Here is a 17,375-nt window from a genome sequence, read left to right on the forward strand (position 1 = left end):
TCTCGGCCCCGAGGGGCGACGGGCCGGGCGGCCACCCATGGCCCCGACCCGGGCATATCAGGGTAAGACCGACACAGGCTCGCACAGTCTTTGCCTCGCGGACACGGGTATGGCACCGAGGATCGGCCGCCTGGGACGCTCCGACGACGGCAGCCCGGCCCTGAGCGAGACGACCTCTACGACTCAGCGTTCCCCGGAGATCCGGTGGGTGTGGTGGATCCTCGCCCTACCAGGAATCCAAGATCACGAGAATCCGGCGGCGGAAGGGCCACCCCACCGGCCGGTAGGATCGTCCGCGTGGATCTGGACGACACCGCCGCCCGGCTCGGGGTACCCGTCGAGGACATCGACCGCGTACACCGGCTCGCCGGCGACCGGCCGTCGGCCCCGCTGCCCGCCAAGGCCGACGCGCCCGCGATCCTCGAACGGCTCGCGGTACGGCCGGACGACGCCGCCGAGATCATGGCGGGCTGGCCCGACCCCGGCTCTCCACTCTGGACCATTGAGCTTCGCTGGCTGCTCGACCGCTCGATCGCCCTGGTCCGCGCCGATCTCGGCGGCCACGGCTGGCTGCCGCCCGGTCCGGAACTGCCCCGCGAACGGGGCCCGGCCTGGCGGCACCTCTACGTGTACGCGTACCTGGCCCTGGTCGACGTCGTCAGGAGCTATCACCGCGACCACGGCATCGCCGACGACGTGTCGTGGGCGACCCTCGCGGACCTGGGCCGCAACCTCGCGGTCGACCGGCGGATGAACCGTGAGGGCTGGCCGGTCATGCAGAGCTGGCTGACGCTGCACGCGCGCGGCGGCCTCTACGAGCTCGGCCGGCTGCAGCACCAGCGCGGCGGCACCGCCATCGACCTGCACATCTCCGAATCGGGGCCGCTGACCCCGGAGGCGATCACGGCATCGCTCGACCAGGCCCGGGCGTTCTTCCCACGCCACTTTCCCGACGAGCGCTACACGGCGTTCAGCTGCGGCTCGTGGCTGCTCGACCCGCAGCTGCTGGAGTACCTGCCCGGGGACTCCAACATCCTCCGGTTCCAGCGGAGGTTCGAGCTGGAGCCCTACCAGGAGCCGGACGGGCTGGACGCCGACGTCGAGGTACTGCGGTTCGTGTTCCGCACCCTGAGCACGCCGCTCGACCAGCTGCCGCGCCACACCGTGCTCCAGCGCGCGATCGTCGACCACCTGGCAGCCGGCCGCCACTGGCAGATCCGACGCGGCCGCTTCCCGGTCTGAGCCACCTCCCGCAACTCGACCGGGTGATGCCCGCGCTAGGTTCTCGGGGCCGGCCGGCCAGAGCGATGCCGAGAATTGCTCGATCCCGCCGGCAACGAGGTCTGCCTGGCCCGCGCCGAGCGGGAGCGGGAGCAGGACTCGTGGCCGGCGGAAGGCGAGCGCGTCAGTTCTGGATGGAGAACGTCGCGACGACACCGTTGTGGTCGGACCTGGTGTCGCCGACGATGTCGTAGCCGGTCATCCACATGAGCTGGTACTCCGGCAGCCGCTTCCAGAAGTAGACGTAGTCGATGTGCCGGTTGCCGTGCGTTCCGGTGCCCTTCTCGCCGAAGAGGTTGTAGTTGGAGCGCAGGTTCGGCAGCTCGTTGGCCTCGAAGACCTGCCACGGGAACTTCGCGTACCCGTAGCTCCGGTCGGCGCTGAAGTCGACGTTGAGGTCACCGCTGACGATGACCTGGCCCTCGCCCTGCTTGTCGACCGCCAGGTCCTTCAGGCCCTGGAACTGCGCCTCGGCGCACCTGGTGCGCGGCAGGTCCTCCGGCCGGCCGGCGCTTTCGATGCTGGCCACCGCGTGGGCGTTGATGTGTGTCACGTTGCGGCCACTGGCCTTGTGCCGGTACTTGACCCAGTTGTTGTACCGCGCGGGCGGCACCTCGCCCGGACCGTTGGTGTCACAAACGAAAATCGAGCCCTTGTCGAGTACGTCGAACATGCTCTTCTTGGCGATCAGCGCCTCGCCCGCCTGGTTGGTCCCGCCCGGCGCGTACAACCACCAGCCGTTGTCGGCGGCCCAGTTCTCCAGGAAGGCCTTGCGGTTGCCGACCTCGTTGAGACCGACGAGGTCCGCCTTGGACGCGATCAGATTCAGGTCGTGCACGAAGTCGGCCTGGTTCAGTCCGTTGTAGATGTTCAGTGCCGCCGCCTTGAAGGCCACGTTCGCCGCCGCCGCCGGAGTGGCCGGCAGCAGGGCCGTCACCAGCGCGACCGCGCCCGCGAGAGCGCCCAGGGCGCGGGCCGACCAGTGTGCTGTCTTGCGCATCGACTTCCCTTCGCACGAAACCGCCGTCAGTGGCGGCCACCGCACGCTACCGATTCGAGTCGACGCGGCACCGAACAACGGGGAACGAAAGATCGACAGGCTCGCGCCGACCGGCTCAGTCCGGCGGCCAACCTTCGACGAAGGCGGTGTACCGGCCCGGCGCGAGCTGGTGCGCCGTGAAACTGGCCATCGGCGTCTGGTTGCGGGCGAGACCGGCCAGCACGGCCGCGTACGCGGGAACGGCGGGACCGGTCAGGCGGCCGACGAGGGTCCCCCGGCCAGCTCGGACGGCGGCGTCCGGGCGGTCACCGCTTCCGGACAGGACGGGCACGACTCACTGACTCGTCGCGCCATGGCGAATCATTCCGAGTCCTTCATCACCGCCATGACCGCAGTGGCGATGGTGTACGAGTCGTCCCTGTGCAGGGTCCACTCGCGGTCTCCGGTGACGATCTGGACACGGCCGTCCGGGAGTACCCGGACGGTGAGGCCGAGTGTTTCCGCCTCACGCTCCGCGAAGACGGTGATGAGTGCGGTTGCGTCGGTCATGGTGTGCTGGCCTCCAGGCTAGCGAGCGTGCTGGACCACCGCCCGGGGTGCCCCGTCCCGCTACGCGGCGTACGGCGGTCACCCGTCTGCCGCGTGGGTGGTGGGCGACAGTTGCGTTCCACCAGCGACGATGCCAGGCCGACCTCAGTGCACCGAGTCTGGATGACCGGTCGTGGCGGCGCTACCACCGGTGCCGCCGGACGCGCCTCCGGCAACGCCCGAGTTGTCGTCCTCGGTGACGATGTCGGGTCGCTCGTCCGTACCCGATGGCGCCGGCACCGGGGTCTCGACGACCACCTGCGTCAACCTGGCCTGGCCGTCCTCGTCCTCAGCGTGGTCCGGATCGACCGGCTGCTCCCCCTGACGCGCCCGGTACCCCATGACCTGCCTCCCGATACGTTTTCGGACACAGCAGCTCGCCTGCTGTCGGCCCACCGCGGGCCCGCCCGTCCGGTGCGCTTACCCACGGCGGACCGCGAGTCACCCGCGTACCGGAAGGCACCGGACCGGCGGAACCGACGTGTGGCGTCAGACCTCGCGGCGAAGACGTTCCGGGTACGAATCGGTGCAGCCCGCCAGTCGCTGGGTCAGGTAACCGGCGGCGGGTCCGCCGAACACCGTTCAGCGGGTGGCGGAGGCCAGGAACATCGGGATGGCGACCAACAGCCGCCCGTGCTGGGCGCGGCGGGACTGCTCGCCGAGCCAACTCTCGGCCTGGTCGTCGCTGATGACCCCCGCCTCGCGTGCGGCGCCGGCCTGTCCGGTGAGGATCGGCAGCATCGTGGTGTCGGTGAACACTGCGGTGTGGACCTCGACCTCGACATCCTGGAAGCCCGCGTCGAGGAGCAGGGCGCGGTAGGCCCGTGCGATCCGGGGGTGGGCGAGGGTGTCGGCACGGGCATGCACGATGCTGCGGGTCAGTGCGGGTTGGTCGGAGTCGATCACCAAGGTGTCCCAGTCCTGGCCGAGCAGCACGATCCGCCCACCGGGGGCGAGGACCCGACGGGCTTCGGCCAGCGCGGCGTGCGGGTCAGGCAGGACGTGGTACACCTTGTCCGCCCGGTACCCGCGCGCCTGCCCGTCCGTCAGCGGCAGGTCGGCCGCGTCCGCGGCGCGTACGTCGAGGTCGGGGAACCGGGCGTGGGCGGCGGCCAGCATCGCCGGATCCAGGTCCACACCGATCGCGCTGGCGCCCCGTCCGGTCAGTTCGGCGACCGCCCGCCCGGCGCCGCAGCCGACGTCGACCACGGTCGCACCCGGCGCCAGCCGCAGCAGTTCATAGGTACGCGCGCGGAGTTCGGCGGCGCCGGGCATCGCGTCGGCGGCGTCGAGTACCCGGATCAGCGTCTCGGTGTCGGTGTAGGCGGTGTGCGTGTCGGCCATGGCCCGAGTGTGCGGCTTCAGGTTGACCTGAAGTCAACCCGCTCCGGTTAAGGTGAACCTGAACTGGGGTGATGGTGGGTGGAGTACACGATCGGGGAGTTGGCGGGCCGGTTCGGCCTGGCCACGCACGTGCTGCGGCACTGGGAGGACATGGGCTTGCTGTCCCCGGCCCGGCGGGTGGCCAACCGGCGGGTGTACGGGCCGGCGCACGTGACCCGGGTGGCGGAGATCCTGCTGGGCAAGGACGCCGGCTTCAGCCTCGGACAGTTGCGGGAGCTGTTCACCGCCCCGGACCGCGACCGGCGGCGGGAGGTGCTGCGCGGCCAACTGGCCCAGGTACGGGCCCGGATGGCCCGGCTGGCACTGTCACAGACGCTGCTGGAGCACGGGTTGCGCTGCCGGCACCCGGATTACCAGTCGTGTCCACACTTCCAGGCGATGGTGCTGGCCCAGCTGGACGGCGTGGACCTGGCCAGGGCCCTGGACCACCCCTGACCCCGGGGACCGCGGTCGCGGCACCCGACTCACGGGGCGGCACGGGACGCGGTCGGGGGGCGAGGTGCTTCAGCCCGATGGTCGCGACGTCCGCCGACATCGAAGTCGGGACCTTTTCCTACGGATAGCATGTGAGCGCTAACACTTATTCGTAGGACACTTCGCCGCATCCGTGAAGGCGGAAGTCAGGTACGCTCGGGTAGCCGTACGGCGCATTGCCAGACTATTTTTCGTCTTCGAGTGAGGCCGTCGGTGTCTTGCCAGAACCGACCGCGAACTACCTCGCTAATGCGCACTCTGACCCGACTGCGAATAGCAGCGGCCGATAACACTTTTCGCCGGAAGGACCGGTTGACCTACCAATAAAATCTCACATCATTTTTTTGTTATCGACACCGTCGCCGGACGGTCGCGACGCCAGGGTCGCCGGCTCGACGGTCCGCTGCCGCGCTGACGCCGGGTGGACGGCCGGCGACGCCCCCCGGGAGCGCGCCACCAAGGGCGACGGTTCAGTTGGCCAGCGGAGGCCGGGCCCGGAAGGACGCGTCGGCGCGGAATCCGGGGTTGGCCGTCAACTGGTCCACCCACAACTCGAGGTTGCGGTGGCGCAGGAACCAGCCGGGGTAGTTGGACGACTCCAGCGACACCGAGCCGGGTAGCGCACCCTCACGCACACAGAACGTCGCGTCGCCGCGGAACAGTTGGCTGCCCTCGTCCTCGGTCAACCGGAGCCGCCAGGACAAATGGCGCAGGTAGCGTCCGTCCTGGGAGCGGAAGGAGACACAGGTGCGGTCCGCCAGGCCCTGGACCGCCTCGAACGTCGCCTGCTGCCGGGCTGGCCCGTCGCTGCCCGCGCCGACCCGAACCAGCAGGCCGAGACCGCCGGCCGTCGTGACGAACAGGCCCACCTGGTTGATCGACTCCATCGACACGCTCCCCAGCGGGAACGGTCGCGGTCCGGCACTGGACGGGGAGACGCTGGTCGGTCTCGGGTTTCGCGGGACCGGCGCGGTCTGGCCGGGCGCCGATGTCGAGGGCACGGTCACCACAGCCGCCGATGTCGACACGGCCGCCGTGGGTGCCGAGGTCGGCGCGGTGATGACCACGGGTGGCCGTGGTTCCGGCGCCGGCCAGGTCGCCGTGGTCACCGTGGCACCGGCAACGACCGCGCCGGCAGCGACCGCGGCCGCGATGGGATGTGCCCCGATCACCTGGCCGAGCTGGCCGAGAAGCCCAGCCTTGAGGCCCGCGCCGAGGGCCCCGGAACCGCCGACCCCGAGCCCGCCCGCCCCGGACACCGCCGCCGCCGACCCCGCACCGAGGGTGGTACCCCAGATCGCGCCCTTACCCGTGAGCACCGCCGCCAGCGTCATGGGAACGGGTATCAGCGCGAGGCCGACGAGCAGTCGCTCGGGCGCGACCAGGCCCTGGCCGTGGCGGAGGCAGACCGGGCAGGACCGGGTGTGCCGCGTTATACGTTTACGCCACAGTGGGCTCGGCTCGCCGTTCCAGCCCGCCAGCACGGCCGGAAGTCGATCGCAGCCGGGTCGGGCGTCCAACGCGGCCACGAGCGTACGGCCGAGTTCCAGCTGGTTGCGCATCCGCTGGACCCGCACACCGGCGTGCGCCACCCCGACGCCAAGGGCTGCCGCCAGCTCTGTCCTGCTCAGCCGGCCGGCGGTTTCCAGCCACCACAGCGACAGCAGCGGCCGGTCCTCCGGGTCGAGCCAGCGACTGGCGCGTACCACCTGCCGACGTTGGTCGGACAGGTCCACCCGCAGCAACGTCAGATCCTCGAAGTCGGCGTCGGCATCCGGCTCCGCGGCCACCTCGTCCAGGGGCACGGCGCGGTCGGCGGCGACCTGCTGCCGGTGCAGATGCGTGCTGACCTGGCGCAACGCGATCGCCATCAGCCAGGGCCGGAAGCTCTCCGGCGTCCGCAGCATCCGCAGTTCCCGCAGGGCACGGAGCATGGTCTCCTGGACCACGTCGTCGGCGTCCGGATGGCCGCTCAGCGCCCTACGCACGATGGTGTACACGATCGGCAGGTACGCCACGGTGAGTTCGTCAAGCGCCTGACGGTCGCCAGCCTGTGCGGCGACGATCAGACTCGTCTCGTCTGTACGGGTAGCTCGCATGTCCCATCGCTGTCGCAGGTGCCCGGAGGGTGGTGGACCGGGGCCGGTGTCACCGGGCGCGGGACGACCCGGCGCGCGCCGGCACGACCGGTGTCGAGTCGTCGCACGCCGACCCCGCGCGTCCGGCGGAACGCAGGGGCCACGGTGTGGTGGTTGACTGTGATGGACGCCGGCGGCCGAGTCAAGAAGTAGCCGCGAATTCTCCGGCTACCGGCTCTGCGGGCGCCGACACCGAAGCAGCGCGGAAATGTCGGTGCCACTGGTTCGGATTGCCGCGAAGAATAGCGGGAGCTTCGTCGAACGACAGCGGAACGGGGTACCCGGGCGACGCGACCGGATGATTCTTTCGGATTACCCGTCCCCATTCTGGCCCAGATGCAAACGCACCTTTGCGATCCCCGACCTCGAAGCGACGTGTTCGCGCTCACATGGATGGTCGACCGCGCCCTAGCCGGTACCCGGATACCTCGCGTCCGCGTGGCCGAACGGCGGGCGAGGCTGCGCCGCAGGTGTCGCAGCAGCCGGTGGTGGCCGGGCCTGGACACGGCCCGGCCACCGCGGCGCTATCGGGCGGGGTACGTGATGTTCGGACGGGGCGGTGCGCTCATGCCGGCGCCGAGGAAGTAGTCGACGTGATGTGACTGCATGTAGCCCTTGAGGGTCATGGCGTTGCGGTAGGCCGGGTTGTGCGCCAGGGTGTACAGCCGGGTGTTGCTCGGCTGGTTGGTGGTGAAGATGATCAGCTCGTTGTAACTGGCGTTGGTGTAGACGGCCTCCTCGCGCCAGTCCCCGAGGATGTCGCCGACGAAGGTGGGCTGGACGCCCTGGCTGGCGTTGACCGCGCCGTAGTTCCACGTGCTGACCAGCCGGGGCACGCTGCCGCTGGCAGTCGGGCTGTTCGGATTCCACTTCTCGATCTTGCCGTCGTTGAGCAGTTCCATGGTGAGGTCGCCGTCCCACCAGAGTCCGAGCTGCGGCCACGGCTGCCGCGAGGTGTCGGGTTCGGCGAGGCGGTTGGTGGGTGCGTTGTAGAGGCCCGAGAAGGACCAGACCTCCATCCCGGGCACGCGTGGGTCGATGTCGCCGGCCATGCCGCGTCCGACGTCGCCGGTGCCGGACTCGACGTGCCGCCAGATGATGGAGCCGTTGGTCGCGTCGTAGTAGTACTGGCGCAGCCCGCTGGGATTGACCTGTTGGACGCCGTAGCCCTGCAGGCCCGGCCGGTTGGGGTCCAGCTTGGCGATGTGGAAGCGGTCACCGTGGATGACGCCCTGGGGTCCCAGCGAGTACTTCAGGGTGCCGTTGCCGTTCAGCACGAACCCGATCTCGGCAACCTCGTCCCCGCCGTCGCCGTCGACGTCGACGATCCGGGTGTTGTGCCCGTCGGGGGTGTTCTGGTTGCCGCGCAGCCACTTCCACTGCTGGGTCAGGGACTGGCCGGTGAACCGCCAGGCGACCATCATCAGGTTGAAGTCGCCGTTGCCGATCCGGTTCTTCAGGTAGGCCACCAGACTCGGGTTGACCCCGTCGAGGTGGCCGACGCCGAAGCGGGCGTACATGGGGCCGTCGGCGAGGTAGTCGGTCGGCACCGGTGCGGTCGCACGGGGCGCGCCGGTCATGCCGTCGAGGATGGCGATGAACTGGCGGTTGTTGTCGCTGTTGGTGAAGGTGGTGCCGTTGCCGAACCGGACGCCGTTGGCGATCCGCAGGGCGACCTCGGCGCGACCGTCGCTGTCGAGGTCGTAGACGGTGACACCGTCGTTGTGGCCGACGTCGATGGTGGCCGAGCCGCCCTCGATGTTGTCCTGGTCGGTGCTGTTCGGGCCCATGTTGACCGACCAGAGGAACTGGCCGTTGCTCCGGTAGGCCTCGACGGTCTGCGGGGAGGTCTGTCGGTCGAGCACGTAGTCGTACTCACCGTCGCCGTCGAGGTCGCCGACCCAGACGAACTTGACCGCGCCGCCGGCACGCAGCGGTACGCGGACCACCGGTTCGGTGGCGTGGTTGCCGGTCAGCGTGAATGCTCCGCTCGACGCCTGTTCCACACCGTTGATCACCGGCCGTACGTGGTAGGCGTTCGACTGGCCGAGGTTGGCGCTGGTGTCGGTGTAGTTCGTTCCGCCGGTCAGCACCGACGGGTTCAGCTTGACGGAGGCGCCGCCGCCGGTGGAGCGGTAGACGTTGAAACCGATGCCGGCGGGGTCGAGTCCGAGCAGCCGCCAGGCGACCAGCACCTGGGTGCCGCTCGATCGCACGGCCACCACACCGCGACCGAGACTCTCCATCCGCCGGGGGCCGGCGGCGTTCTCGGCCCCGTGCCGGGTCGTCGCGGCGGGCGTGCCGAGGGCGACCACCACCCCGGCGCCGGTCAGCAGGATCGTCACGGCGGCCACTACGGAGAGCTTCGTTCCTGGTCTCATCGACCCTCCTGTTCGGGTAGGTGGTCGCCGACCAGCGCCAGGCACTGGATCGCGGCCAGGCCGTACTGGGAACTCGCGTTGGTGGAGACGAAGGCGGCCTCGTCGACCGGCTTGAGCACGGCCGCCCCTTCGACTCGCGCGGAGCGCCAGTCGAGGCTCCGTGGATAGCCGGCGTGGCCGGTGTGGAACTCCTGCCAGGCGCGGGCGGCCAGCGTCGGGTTGCCGGTCCTGGCGGCGGCGTAGGCGGTGAGCCGGGCGTGGGCCTGGCGCAGGTTCAGGTTGCCGAACGACTGCCCGGTCTCGGCGATCTGCTCGGCGGCGGTGCCGTTGTAGAGCCGGCAATACTGCAGCCAGGCGTCGGTGAACTCCGGTAGGTCGAGCAGGTCGACGAGTTCGCTGCATATCTCGACGAGGCCGAACACGGCGCCGAGTGACCCGACGGACACCGCCGGTTCGGCGGCTGCGAACGCACCGGTGTCCAGGTCGTAGAGCCCGCTGCCCTGGATGAACCCGTTCGGCATGGCCGCGATGGTGCGGGCGCTGTTGACCAGCTTGCGTAGCGCGACCGGGTTGCCGCCGCGTTCCCACTCGGTCAGGAAGGCGGCGGCGAGCCCACTCCAGTCGGTGCCGGTGCCGACCGACAGCGCGTGCGGATCCGGCTCGTACGGCTCTGTGCGGATCTTGCGGATCGGGTCCAGCACCAGGAAGGTACGGTCGGCGTCGACCAGGTCCCGCATCAGGTCGCCGACCCGCTCGTCGGCGGTGAGGAAGTAGTAGAAGCGCCGGTACGCGGCGCTGCTGATCCGGAGCTGTTTGGCGCTGTCGGCCCAGTGCAGCACCCCGTGCCGGGTGCCGAGGTCGCGGTACCTGCCGAGGTGGTAGACGTCGACCTCGCCGGTGTGCCGGGTCATGGCCTCGGCGAAGCGGAACACGTCGGCGCGACCGGAGCGCAGGTACTGGTACCACAGCCACAGGTCCGGCGACAGCTCGGAGTTCGCCCAGGCGTACCCGCCGACGTCGTACCGCCACACGTGCCGGTCCGGGTCGTAGCTGTGCATGATGTCGCCGTAGTTCCAGAACCCGTACCAGGAACGCTGCTCCACCTGCTGGCGGTGGAAGTCGACGAGGAAGTCGAGCCGGTCCTCGATCTCCCGCCGCGCCGGGGTGCTCCGGTCGACCGGGCTCCAGTCACCGAAGACGCCGGCCGCGTGCAGGTGTGCCGGTGGGGCGACGACGAGCGGCGGATAGCGCACGGCGGCGGCGAGCTCGGCGAACCGCTCGGCGAACGGTGTGCCGTCGAGCGCCCAGAAGGACATCTCGGTGGTACGCGCTATCCCGTACGGGCTGCCGAAGCCGGGCTCGTAGTCCTCGTAGGTGATCTCGAGGCCCTCCAGCTGCTCCGGGTAGGTGTCCTGACCCATCCCGTCGTGGTAGAAGCGCAGGTCCATCGGGGTGGCGTCGGGCGACCAGAGCCAGACGGTGACCTCGGCGTTGTCCGTGGCAGCGCCCCGGACGTCGAGCTGGGTCGGGTGCAGCTGCCAGAAGTCCTTCATCCCGAACGCGAGACCGCCGGAGACGCCGCCGACATAGCCGAGGCCGGCGGCACGGCGGCCGGTGTCGACCTGCACCCAGCCGTGCCCCGAACCGGTGCGCTTGCGGATGTCGAAGCAGCCGTCGGTGAGCTGCCGCAGGCTGTAGTCGCCCCAGGCCGGCACGAGGTGCAGCCGGCCGCTCACCCGGGTGTCCCAGGTGGACAGCTCGGGCGTGCGTGCTCCGGCGACCTGCGCCTGCCGTACCGCCGGGCCGGGGTCACGGCGCAGGCCGGTGACGCCACGGACGGCCTCGCCGAGCACGCCGTCGCCGTCTCCGGCGAACCGTACGTGCCGGTCGTGCGGTTGGTCGGTCATCGGCACCTGGAATCGGACGCCCAGGCCGCTGATGAAGTCCTTGCGCTCGTTGCCGTCGAAGACGAAGGTGTGCACGACTCGGATGCCGTCGCTACCGGCGTAGAGGTACAGCCGGAGCGTGAACGGCAACCAGACGCGGCGGCCCCGGTCGGCGCGGTGCCGGCCCTCGACCCGGACCACCGCACGCACCGGGCCGCGCTGCTCGACCGTGACCGTCTGGATGTCGCTGGTGAACCGCTCCTGGCGCACGGTGCCCGCCTCCGGGTCTCCGGGGGCGTCCTTGCGCAGGCAGACCAGGGTGCCGTTCGCCGCGACGGTGCGGTCGCCCCGGATGATCGCGGGCACCAGCACGCGGCCCCGGCGGGCGATCCGGCAACGCACGACGCCGGTGTCCACCTCGATCGTCCTGGCGGTCTCGGTGACCCGCACCGGGCTCTCCGGTACGGCCGCCGGGCCGGGCCGGAGCAGGTAGTCCGCCGCGGGCGGGACGCTGGTGCCGATCGCGTGGGCGGTCCACTTGACCGTGCCGTCCGGCCAGAATCCGATCGGCCAGGACTGCACGGGTACGGCCGTGCCGGCGGCGGTGGTCAGGGAGAGCTCCTGGTCACGGCTCAGGGCGCCGCGCGGCCACGGCACGCCCCAGGTGGCGCCGATCAGGGCGCGGGGTGTGCCGCCGTCGAGCCAGCGCACCGGCACACCGGCGTCGAGGGCCGGGGCGGCACCGGCCCGCGCGTCGGCCGGGGCGACGGCGGCCTGCGCGGCAGCGGCCGTTCGGGCGCCGGGGAGCTGGGTCGCGACGCCGGCGATTGCGACACCCATCAGCAGGCTGCGTCTGGGCAGTTGAGGCATGGCGCACTCCACTTCGCGGGGGGATAACAGCCAGAGGCCGCTGTGGAAACGCTTACTATGTCGAGCAGGTAACCAGAGAGTTTCGTCGATGTCAATGGATGGGTTGCCGAATGATTCGGCTGGTCGAAGTGGATTGATCGTGACTGAAGCAGTGACCTATGCTGCGTCGCATTAGTACAAACGCTTTAACTACAGGCGCAACTGGCGATGGCTGGCACTCGCCCTACACCGGGTGGACCCGGGCGCACTGGGAGGCCGCCGCCGACCGCCTGCTGGACGCGGTGGTGCCCCACGCGGTGCCGGGCTTCGCCCAGGTCCGGCTACCCGGGCGGCCGAGCATCGCCGGGCTGTCCAGCGACGGCCTGGAGGGATACGCCCGCACGTTCCTGCTCGCCGCATTCCGGATCGCCGGCGCCGGCGGCGACGTACCGACGGCCCTCGTCGAGCGGTACGCCGACGGCATCGCCCACGGCACCGATCCCGGACACCGGTACGCCTGGCCGGCCCCGGCCGACTGCTCGCAGCAGCTCGTGGAGGCGGCCTCGATCGCCCTCGCCCTGCACGAGACCCGGCCGTGGCTGTTCGACCGGCTCGACCCGCAGGTGCAGGAACGGATCGTGGCCTGGCTGGCCGGTGTCGCCGGCAAGCGCACCTGGCAGAGCAACTGGGTGCTGTTTCCGGTGGTGGTCCAGCAGTTCCTGGCCAACGTCGGCGCGCCGCACGATCCGGCCGGGATCGACGACGGGCTGGACCGCATCGAGCAGTGGTACGTCGGACACGGCTGGTACACCGACGGCGCCGGTCGGTGCTTCGACTACTACGCGGGCTGGGCGATGCACCTCTATCCACTGATGTGGAGCCGGATGTCCGGCGACCGGGAGCGCGGCGACCGGTACCGGGAACGGCTGCGTACCTTTCTGGCGCAGTACCAGCACATGTTCGCCCGCGACGGTGCGCCGCTGCACCAGGGGCGGTCGCTCTGCTACCGGTTCGCCAGCGTCGCCCCGCTGTGGCTCGGCGAGCTGACCGAGGCCACACCGCTGCCGGCCGGCCGTACCCGGCGGATCGCCAGCGGCGTGCTGCGGCACTTCCACGAGCGGGGTGTACCGGACGAGCGGGGGCTGCTCGACCTCGGCTGGTACGAGCGGTTCCTGCCGTGCACCCAGCCCTACTCCGGCCCGGCGTCGCCGTACTGGGCCAGCAAGGCGTTCCTCGGACTGCTGCTGCCCGCCGGCCATCCCGTGTGGACGGTGCGCGAGGCGGCCGCCCCGATCGACGAGGCCGACCAGGTCGTCGCGATGCCCGGCCCCGGCTGGCTGCTGCACGCCACCCACCACGACGGGATCGTGCGGGTGGTCAACCACGGCAGCGACCGGGCCCGGCACCTCGCCGCGAGCGGGCTGGAGGACCCGCACTACACCCGTTTCGGGTACGCCTCCCACGCCGCCCCGGACACGGCCGAGCAGGCCCGTACCCGGGCGGTGGACGGCCACCTCGCCGTGGTCGCGCCGGACGGCACCATCTCCCGACGGCGCCGCATCGAGCCGCTCGGCGCGTACGACCGGTTCGCCGCCTCGGCGTACGAGGACGAACTGCCGGGCGGCCCGGTCCGGGTGGAGACGGCTTCGGTCGTACGCGGCCCGTGGGAGCTGCGGGTGCACCGGGTGACCGCGCCGCCGGGCTGCGGCGTACGCGACGGCGGGTACGCGCTGGCCGGTGCCCGCCCGCCGGCCGTGGACAGCGGGTCCGGGTGGGCCCGGGTGAGGCGGCCGGACGGACTGGCCAGCGTCGCGATCGCCCGGCACGGCCTGCGGGATGCCGCCGTGGCCCGCGCGCTGGACGCGAACGCCTACGGGGTCTGCTCCGCCACGCCGTACCTGACCGCGCCGGAGCATCCCGGTGGCAGCGCGGTCTACGTCTCGCTGGTCGCGCTCACCGGCGACCGGGTCGATCCGGTCGCGGTCGCCGAATCGGTCGACGTGACGGTCGACGGGGACCGGGTGGCGGTGACCTTCCCGGACGGAGAGCGGGTCGAGGTGGCGCTCGGCGCCGAGCCCGGGTACGTCCGCTTCCCCGCCGACGGCCGCGCGCCCGTGCGGTGGCCCCCGGATTGACGCGGTCCCGCGTTTCTGTAACCGTTTCCGGAACAGTTGCACAGGTCGGAGGACGATGGCGCGGCGGGCGGTTGAACCTGCGGGTGGTCGGCGGCGGTCCACGATCCGGGAAGTCGCCGATCGGGCCGGCGTGTCGGTCGCGACCGTCTCCCGGATCCTGAGCGGCAGCTACCCGGCGGCGCCGGCGACCCGGGCCCGGGTCATGCGCGCGGTCAAGGAGTTGGACTACGTTGCGAACGCGCACGCCCGGGCTCTGGCCGGCACACCCGGCAAGAGCATCGCCGTCGTGCTCAACTCGGTGATCTCCCCGCACTACGCCCACGTCGCGCAGGGCGTGGAGACCCAGGCCGCCGCCGAGGGTCGGCTGTGCCTGATCGGCACCACCGGCGGTGACCCGGAGCGCGAGTTGGCGATGGTGAAGTTCATGCGGGAGCAGCACGCCGAGGCGGTCATCCTGGTCGGCAACGTGGTGGCCGACGACAGGTACCGCGAACGGATGAGCCACTACGCGCACGCCCTCGCCGCGATCGGCTCCCGCCTGGTGCTCTGCGGTCGGCCTCCGCTCGGCCCCGACGTGCCGGCGGTGGTGGTCGAGTACGACAACGCCGGTGGCGCGTTCGCGGCCACCAGCCACCTGCTCTCGGCAGGCCACGAGCGGATCCTCTTCGTCGGCAGCCGTCCCGGCTACACCACCGCCGACGGGCGGCTGGCCGGGTATCGAGCGGCGTTGGACGCCCACCGCCTGCCGCACGACCCGGCGCTCGAGGTCGAGGGCACGATGGAGTGGCACGAGGGGTACCGGATGATGAAGGAGCGACTGGCCGCCGGCCCACCGGACTTCACCGCCGTCTTCTGCCTCAACGACCTGATCGCCGGCGGTGCGCACAAGGCGCTGGCCGAGCGGGGGCTGCGGGTGCCCGACGACGTGTCGATGGTCGGCTTCGACGATCTGCCACCATCGCTCGACCTCGACCTGACCACCGTGCACCTACCGCACGAGGAGGTGGGGCGCACCGCCGTGCGGCTCGCGCTGGAGCACGAGGCACGCGGCGGCATCCCGCCGCACGTCACCCTCGGCACGCACCTGGTCGTACGCGGCTCGGTCCGCCCGCGCTTCCGCTAACGCCGTCGGCCGTGGCCAGGGCTGATCCGCAGGTCGGTGGCCACCCGTGCGGGGTGGCCACCGACCCGGGCGTCAGCACCAGGTGAGCGTCGAGTTGGTACGGGTGACGTTGCTGACCGTGTTGTTGCTGCCGGTGCACGGGCTCCATCTGATGTTGGTGCCGCTGACCGTCAGGTTCTGGAACCGGATACCCGACGAGGGCGGGAACTCGGTCCGCGCGGCGATCCGCACCTCTCCCCCGCCACTGATCGTGCCGGAGGCACCGGCGAGGGTGACGTTGTAGCAGTTCTCGATCAACACCGAGTTGTTGCCGGTGTTCGCGATGTCGACCCGGTCGATGACGGCGCCACCGCTCTCGGAGACGCAGAAGATCCCCCGGCCGCCGCCCCGGGCCCGGACGGTGCCAACCCGGATGTTCGCCGGGTAGCTGCTGCCGACCCGACCGTTGCGGTTGGCCATCCGGAAGGCGGCGTAGCCGGTACCGGTGCCGGTGTTCTCGGCGTCGACGGTGCCGACCGTGGCGTTGATGGTGTCGTTGAGCAGGAGTCCGGACTCACCGACGTTTCGGGCGGTCACGGTGCCGACGGTGATCCCGTCGACGCCGTACGTCTCCACGCCCTGACTGGACGTGCCGGAGACGTACACGTTGTCGATGCGGATGTTGCGCACCTTCACCGCCCGGTCTCCGCCGTGGTTGTCGATGCGGACGCCGAGGCCGCCGCTCAGTTGCATGTTGATCTGACCGAGGACGAGGTTGTTGACGTTGCGCATGAAGATGCCGTACAGCGGTGCGCCGCGCAGGGTCAGGTAGCGCACCTCGATGTTGCTGGTACCCCGGGAGTAGATCGGGGCCTGGTCTCCGGACCCGCTGCCGTTCACGGTGATGGTGCCGCAGACGTCGAGGATCGTCTGGCTGGGCACCGAGATCCGGGATCCGGCGCTGATCGTCCCCGAGCCGCGTACCACGACCGCCTGCTTCGACGTGCGACCTGCCGTCAGGCTGTCCAGCGCGGCCTGGACGGCGGCCCGCATGTCCCCACCGGTGTAGACGGTGCGGCTGCCGTTCCGGGAGGTCCAGGTGCTGCCGCTGAGCACCGCCTCGGCGCTGAAGGAACCGTCGCCGCAGGCCGCGGCGGCGGGCGCCTGGTCGATGCCGACGACGGCGCCGGCCGCCAGGGTGAGGGCCACGGCCATGGTGGCCGCCCGTCTAAGACCTGGGGCCCAGCGGTGGGATGGTTCCTGGGTGGTGCTGGTCATCGCGCTCTCCTGGGTATCGGGACGGATCTGGTGGTGGTCGGCGTGGTTGACCGGAGTCAGCGGGCCCGGAGCGAGCGCTCGTGTTCGTCGAGCGGGCCGCGGTGGACGGTCTCGGCGACAGTGGCGCGCCAGGGACGCGGCGCGGGTGGGGCGAGTGGGAGCGTGCCGGCGACCCTACGACCCTGGGTCGGCCCCGGGTGGAAGGGGCGGCGGACGTGGGTGTGCGGACGCAGGACCGGTACGGTCGCGGCCTGCGGCATCAGGGCCGCCCGCACTTCCCCGGAAGTGGACGTTCACTCTGTCCTCCTGAATCTTCTCGCCGACGCGGAGGCTCGTCGGGCGATGGATGACAGGGATGGCGTTGTGAGCGCTAACACTAAGCCTTTCAGAGATTCATGTAAATATCTCTATGAAAGCGGTGCCCTCGGCTCCGGCAACGAACCCGAGCCACCGACGGCGCGGACCGGCCGCCGGTCCGTCAGATCGCCCGGGCCAGCTCGAGCCTCGGGGAACCGGCTGGTGGCCCGACGAGCCGGGCGCAGGTCGGGACCACCAGCCGGGGACCGTGGACGGGTGTCGTACCCCTGCCTCCTTCACTGCCAGATGGGGCGAGGATCGGCCAGCGCGGCGGCGTCCGGCTGAACGCCGAGCCCACCGTCGGCGCGAGCGTCGGCCCAGCCGGACCGGTCTCGCGGACGCTGGGTCGCCGCGGTGTTGGTATCGATGACAGTCATTCGCGAACGGCTTCCGAAAGCCTTTTCGGAAGGTAGCCGCGCCATCCCGGTGGCGTCAAGCCTTACCGGCCGGGACGGTGCGATCATCGCGGTCGAAAAATTTTCGAAATGCTTTCGACGAATGG

General features: G+C 70.8%; 14 protein-coding genes. 4 read left to right on the forward strand and 10 right to left on the reverse strand.

What is annotated here, in order from left to right; translation table 11 throughout:
* Positions 1 to 297: 297 nt before the first annotated feature.
* Positions 298 to 1,242 (forward strand): acyltransferase domain-containing protein, encoded by a 945-nt coding sequence (locus H4W31_RS33035; protein WP_192770193.1) that lies wholly within the window; start codon positions 298 to 300, stop codon positions 1,240 to 1,242.
* A gap of 163 nt (positions 1,243 to 1,405) precedes the next feature.
* On the opposite strand, the gene H4W31_RS33040 is transcribed toward H4W31_RS33035, so the two are convergent.
* The 5 genes from H4W31_RS33040 to H4W31_RS33060 all read right to left on the reverse strand — a co-directional run bounded on the left by H4W31_RS33040 (position 1,406) and on the right by H4W31_RS33060 (position 4,213).
* Positions 1,406 to 2,281, reverse strand: a complete 876-nt coding sequence (locus H4W31_RS33040) for an endonuclease/exonuclease/phosphatase family protein (RefSeq protein ID WP_192770194.1) — start codon at positions 2,279 to 2,281, stop codon at positions 1,406 to 1,408.
* A 115-nt stretch (positions 2,282 to 2,396) separates the two neighbouring features.
* Complete coding sequence (locus H4W31_RS33045) at positions 2,397 to 2,612, reverse strand: hypothetical protein (RefSeq protein WP_192770195.1); 216 nt, start codon at positions 2,610 to 2,612, stop codon at positions 2,397 to 2,399.
* Positions 2,613 to 2,641: 29 nt separating this feature from the next.
* Complete coding sequence (locus H4W31_RS33050) at positions 2,642 to 2,830, reverse strand: hypothetical protein (RefSeq protein WP_192770196.1); 189 nt, start codon at positions 2,828 to 2,830, stop codon at positions 2,642 to 2,644.
* A gap of 144 nt (positions 2,831 to 2,974) precedes the next feature.
* Positions 2,975 to 3,211: a preprotein translocase YidC gene (locus tag H4W31_RS33055; RefSeq protein ID WP_192770197.1), complete on the reverse strand. Its 237-nt coding sequence runs from the start codon at positions 3,209 to 3,211 to the stop codon at positions 2,975 to 2,977.
* A gap of 240 nt (positions 3,212 to 3,451) precedes the next feature.
* A complete protein-coding gene (locus H4W31_RS33060) occupies positions 3,452 to 4,213 on the reverse strand; it encodes a methyltransferase domain-containing protein (protein ID WP_192770198.1) in 762 nt (253 codons plus the stop codon).
* 78 nt (positions 4,214 to 4,291) lie between these two features.
* Here H4W31_RS33060 and H4W31_RS33065 point away from each other — a divergent pair, with 78 nt between their 5' ends.
* On the forward strand, positions 4,292 to 4,708 hold the full coding sequence (locus H4W31_RS33065) for a MerR family transcriptional regulator (RefSeq protein ID WP_192770199.1): 417 nt from the start codon (positions 4,292 to 4,294) through the stop codon (positions 4,706 to 4,708).
* A 509-nt stretch (positions 4,709 to 5,217) separates the two neighbouring features.
* On the opposite strand, the gene H4W31_RS33070 is transcribed toward H4W31_RS33065, so the two are convergent.
* The 3 genes from H4W31_RS33070 to H4W31_RS33080 form a co-directional block, all read right to left on the reverse strand.
* Positions 5,218 to 6,846 (reverse strand): sigma-70 family RNA polymerase sigma factor, encoded by a 1,629-nt coding sequence (locus H4W31_RS33070; RefSeq protein WP_192770200.1) that lies wholly within the window; start codon positions 6,844 to 6,846, stop codon positions 5,218 to 5,220.
* A gap of 563 nt (positions 6,847 to 7,409) precedes the next feature.
* The gene (locus H4W31_RS33075; RefSeq protein WP_225945796.1) at positions 7,410 to 9,266 is read right to left on the reverse strand and encodes a rhamnogalacturonan lyase family protein; all 1,857 of its coding nucleotides are present in this window, start codon (positions 9,264 to 9,266) and stop codon (positions 7,410 to 7,412) included.
* Positions 9,263 to 12,022 (reverse strand): exo-rhamnogalacturonan lyase family protein, encoded by a 2,760-nt coding sequence (locus H4W31_RS33080; RefSeq protein WP_192770201.1) that lies wholly within the window; start codon positions 12,020 to 12,022, stop codon positions 9,263 to 9,265. Before H4W31_RS33080 ends, H4W31_RS33075 begins: the two co-directional genes overlap by 4 nt.
* Before the next feature lie 158 nt (positions 12,023 to 12,180).
* Between H4W31_RS33080 and H4W31_RS33085 the strand changes: the two genes are divergently transcribed.
* Both H4W31_RS33085 and H4W31_RS33090 read left to right on the forward strand, forming a co-directional pair.
* The gene (locus H4W31_RS33085; protein ID WP_192770202.1) at positions 12,181 to 14,136 is read left to right on the forward strand and encodes a DUF2264 domain-containing protein; all 1,956 of its coding nucleotides are present in this window, start codon (positions 12,181 to 12,183) and stop codon (positions 14,134 to 14,136) included.
* Between the two features lie 55 nt (positions 14,137 to 14,191).
* Positions 14,192 to 15,259 carry a LacI family DNA-binding transcriptional regulator gene (locus tag H4W31_RS33090; protein ID WP_192770203.1) on the forward strand — a complete coding sequence of 356 codons (1,068 nt, stop codon included), beginning with the start codon at positions 14,192 to 14,194 and terminating at the stop codon, positions 15,257 to 15,259.
* Positions 15,260 to 15,331: 72 nt separating this feature from the next.
* Here the strand turns inward: H4W31_RS33090 and H4W31_RS33095 are convergent, their stop codons facing one another.
* Both H4W31_RS33095 and H4W31_RS33100 read right to left on the reverse strand, forming a co-directional pair.
* On the reverse strand, positions 15,332 to 16,516 hold the full coding sequence (locus tag H4W31_RS33095; protein ID WP_225945797.1) for a hypothetical protein: 1,185 nt from the start codon (positions 16,514 to 16,516) through the stop codon (positions 15,332 to 15,334).
* Between the two features lie 593 nt (positions 16,517 to 17,109).
* Entirely contained in the window at positions 17,110 to 17,250 is a 141-nt protein-coding gene (locus tag H4W31_RS33100) for a hypothetical protein (RefSeq protein ID WP_192770204.1), read from the reverse strand.
* Between the last annotated feature and the right edge of the window lie 125 nt (positions 17,251 to 17,375).

Source organism: Plantactinospora soyae, from assembly GCF_014874095.1.
Taxonomy (GTDB): Bacteria; Actinomycetota; Actinomycetes; order Mycobacteriales; family Micromonosporaceae; genus Plantactinospora; species Plantactinospora soyae.